The organism is Vibrio genomosp. F10 str. 9ZD137 (genome assembly GCF_049974785.1).
GTDB lineage: Bacteria > Pseudomonadota > Gammaproteobacteria > Enterobacterales > Vibrionaceae > Vibrio.
On the sequence record NZ_JBNGCJ010001012.1, the window covers coordinates 1 to 3,901 of the forward strand.

A 3,901-nucleotide genomic window follows, 5' to 3' on the forward strand; every position below is an offset into this window, starting at 1 on the left:
GTAACGTACCAACCGCAGTCACGGATGTGGGCGCAAGTAAAGAGACGCTTTGCCCAACCAGCGGACGGTTAATAAAAGCCAATGATGTGCATAATATGGTGGATGTGCTTTTTCAAATGGCTCGTAGTCATGCCAATTTAAATTCAAGCCTTCAACCCAATGTCGATGACAAACAGACTCCACGCGAATTTGTTCTAAAACACAATAACATTAGAAACATGGTGAAATCGTACGAGAACCTGGCATTGAAAGCATTGAACACGGAGGCGGCAGTATGAACAGTATCGTTGAGCAGCTTGTTGCCTTAATATCTGCATTGAGTGCGATGCTTATCGTTTACCATCACGTCGGTTACCCGCTATTTTTAAAATGGTATTCAAAGCGTCATCCACTTAGCCATGTGTCTGACATCGTGAGAGGTTATCGCGGAAGCGATCTGGACTCGACGCGTCCATCCATCACTATTTTAGTCCCTGCTTATAATGAGGAGCGTTGGATAGCAGAAAAGATTCGTAATCTCGCGAGCTTGGATTACCCGAGAAAACGTTTATCGATCATCATAGCGTGCGATGGTTGCACAGATAACACGGTTGAAATCGCGCAGGACACAATACAAGAATCCATTTGCAGTGATGTTCACTTTGAAATCCGCGACTTTGCTGAAAATAAGGGAAAAGTCGCAGTGATTAATCATCAAATGAAAACGATCACCACTGACGTTACCGCACTTTCTGATGTTTCAGCCTTGATCTCGATTGACGCTTTGTTAGTCGCTGAGCAGCACTTCCTTAACGAATCCACTGGTGTGCTGAACGGTCATTACCAATTGCTGTCAACCAACAACGAAGGGGAAGCGAGCTATTGGAAATATCAGAGTCAACTCAAGCAAAACGAAGCGTCTCTAGGTTCAACGCTGGGCGCGCACGGAGCATTCTATCTGTTTAGGACGCATCTATTTGAACCTATTTGCGAAAACACCATTAACGATGATTTCATTTTGCCGATGACCATAGTGAAACAAGGCTACAAGACATTGTACGATGAAAAATTGGTGGCGCTAGAGTTAGAAGAGACGAATCAAAACAACGATTTTAAACGCCGTTTACGTATCTCTGCTGGCAATATGCAACAGGTCATTCAACTATTTGGCCTATTCAACCCAAGATACAAAGGCGTCGCTTTTGCCTTTATATCAGGTAAAGGCTTGAGATTGATGACGCCATACTTAATGCTTGTATGCTTGACAACGTCGATGATGTTGATGCATCACACTCTATTTTTTGCTGCCCTGGTCGGTCAGTTGACGATCTACTCAATTGCTGGCTTGAGCCTGCTATTCCCAAGCGTATTCAAATGCAAATTATGCACACTTATTACCTACTTAGCATCAGGACATTTCGCTAACTTTGTTGGTGGGTTACGTTACCTACTTGGTTTTGAATCTGGTCGCTGGACGCGTGTAAATCACTAAGGATATTATTATGATGACGAATAAATCTTCCCGTATTTCAATTTGGTTCGCAAAACGCGCTTTTGATTTAGTTGGCTCCGTTGTAGCGTTGTTATTGCTTAGCCCAATCATGCCGTTTATAGCCATCGCGATTAAATTGACATCAACTGGCCCTGTGTTTTACAAGCAGCTGAGAGTTGGAAAATCCACCCCTAGCCACATGGCCTTTTTCGATATTATTAAGTTCCGTACCATGTACGAAGACGCAGAATCACGCTCAGGCGCAGTGTGGGCAACCGAGGGTGACCCGCGCATCACTCCTGTAGGTCGCTTCTTACGTAAAACTCGCCTTGATGAAATCCCACAGTTGTTCAACGTCATCCGTGGTGAAATGTCGTTGATTGGTCCAAGGCCTGAACGCCCTAGTTTTTACAATAAATTAGAAACGGCCATCCCATATTTTGCTGACCGAACCTATGGCGTTATGCCTGGTATTACGGGGCTTGCTCAGGTAAACCAAGGATATGACACTTGTATTGATGATGTTCGTCGTAAGGTCGGGTTCGATCATAGCTACGCACTCTCTTTAGGATCTTTGCGGAACTGGTTGTTGATGGATTTGAGTATCATTTCAAAGACCATTTTAGTCATGGTCGATGGTAGAGGCCGTTAACGCTGCGAACATCCTCACCTGAGATTGTTTACAAACACATTGGCCTTTCGCTTCGTTATGTCTTCTACGCCGCGTTGGGCCAATTCAGTCAGTCATGGGGGGGTTCTATAACGCGATAGAAGTTAGAACAGGATCAATACGAGCACAAGACAGATGTTACAGCAAGATGGATATTAGAACGAGATGGACACTAGAACGAGATAGAAGCTAGCGCTGTGCTTTGGTATCATATTGAGAAATTATCAAGCCTATTTATAACGGACTTTTTCATGCTTTTATCTCAATTGACTCAACCTATCTTTGACCATCTTTATCGCGATATTACCGAGTTTCGTAGTACCTTCGACCTGCCTGTTTCTGATGTCGCGAGCTTAAATGAAAAAGCCGATACATTGCATACGTCTTTAATTATCGAAGAGCTGACCGAACTGGCAGAAGCGGACTCAAAAATTGAACAAGCTGACGCCATTGTCGATAGTGTGTACGTTCTCATGGGGCGCCTTGTTCACCTTGGCCATAGTCAGGTCGACGATAACCTTGCCATTAGCTACCTGATTGATCTGCTGCTTAATGTGGCCATTAACCGTGATATTGAGTTCTTGCCATGCTGGGACGAAGTACACTCAAGCAATATGAGTAAGGTATGCCGCAATGAAGCGGAATACACAGAGACAGAAACATTCTATGCAGAGCAAGGAATCGCATTGATGGCGGTACAAAAAGGCAATTACATTATTGCTAAGTGTGCCGAAGATTTTGTAGCGGAAGGAAAAACCATTCGCCAAGGTAAAGTTCTGAAGTCCGTTTATTACCGCCCTGCCGATTTAACACCGCTTGTTTAATCTAATGAAAATCTGGGCATATTCAGCGTTTCTCGCACAGGCACAGAAACGACACAGAAACCGTATTGAAACCCATTAGGTATATTAGCCCGATCAAAATAGCGAGCCAGTCGCTCGCTATTTTTGTATTGAGTATTCCGTTTAGTCAAAAATCAAATAAGGTCGCTTGTCTACCTGCACTTTTTTAACTGGAATTTGGAACACCTCAGTGAGTAATCCTGGTTCCAGTACTTCATCGACCTTACCCACTTTCTGCATGATGCCATTACTCATCAGAATCGCACTGTCTGCATGGCGCAACGTTCGATTCAAATCATGGTTAGCCATAATGACACAGAGTCCCCGTTTTGCCACGACATCAATCAATCGATAGAGCAAACTTTCACGCGCAATGTCGAGGGGGGCTGCAGGTTCATCTAGCAGCAGCAGTTTGGCATGAGGGTTAATATCCGGCCATACCTGTAAACAGATAGAGGCGAGTCGCACACGTTGCCATTCTCCGCCAGATAAATGGTGAATAGAACGGTGCATTTTATCCTGTATGCCGACTAACGCTGTGAGTGTCTCTATCGCTTGTTGAACCTTGGGCTCATCAACATGGCAACAGTGCGGCACGGATAACGCAAGATACTGGAATACCTCCAAGTTAAATGCAGGTCGATCACTTTGAGACAGGTAAGCCCGGTGCTCCGCGAGGGTTTCTAATGACGTATTTTCCACTTCAAGTGAATCGATAACCACGCTTCCAGTGAAGGGCAATACTCCTGATATCGCGGAAAGCAGTGTACTTTTACCACTGCCATTTGGACCAATGATGTGTGTCACCTCACCCGCTTTGCATTCAAACGAGAGAGGAAGAATTCTCGACGCGACGGCAACACTTTTAACGTGAATCATGATTTTTCACCAACATCCAGATGAAGATTGGTGCTCCTA

4 protein-coding genes and 1 pseudogene are annotated in these 3,901 nt (G+C 44.5%); 4 read left to right on the forward strand and 1 reads right to left on the reverse strand.

Going from position 1 to position 3,901, the window contains the following annotated elements; genetic code table 11:
* The 4 genes and pseudogenes from ACP45E_RS21600 to ACP45E_RS21615 all read left to right on the forward strand — a co-directional run.
* A pseudogene (locus tag ACP45E_RS21600) lies at nucleotides 1-278 on the forward strand (glycosyltransferase); the annotation flags it as partial.
* Entirely contained in the window at nucleotides 275-1,471 is a 1,197-nt protein-coding gene (locus ACP45E_RS21605; protein ID WP_017038864.1) for a glycosyltransferase family 2 protein, read from the forward strand. The pseudogene ACP45E_RS21600 and the gene ACP45E_RS21605, both read left to right, overlap by 4 nt.
* Nucleotides 1,472-1,484: 13 nt before the next feature.
* Entirely contained in the window at nucleotides 1,485-2,123 is a 639-nt protein-coding gene (locus tag ACP45E_RS21610) for a sugar transferase (RefSeq protein WP_026026752.1), read from the forward strand.
* 269 nt (nucleotides 2,124-2,392) lie between these two features.
* A complete protein-coding gene (locus ACP45E_RS21615; protein ID WP_017038863.1) occupies nucleotides 2,393-2,965 on the forward strand; it encodes a nucleoside triphosphate pyrophosphohydrolase family protein in 573 nt (190 codons plus the stop codon).
* 141 nt (nucleotides 2,966-3,106) lie between these two features.
* Here ACP45E_RS21615 and btuD read toward each other — a convergent pair whose 3' ends face one another.
* Nucleotides 3,107-3,862, reverse strand: coding sequence for a vitamin B12 ABC transporter ATP-binding protein BtuD (btuD, locus tag ACP45E_RS21620; protein ID WP_017038862.1), 756 nt, complete (start codon nucleotides 3,860-3,862; stop codon nucleotides 3,107-3,109).
* Nucleotides 3,863-3,901: the final 39 nt, after the last annotated feature.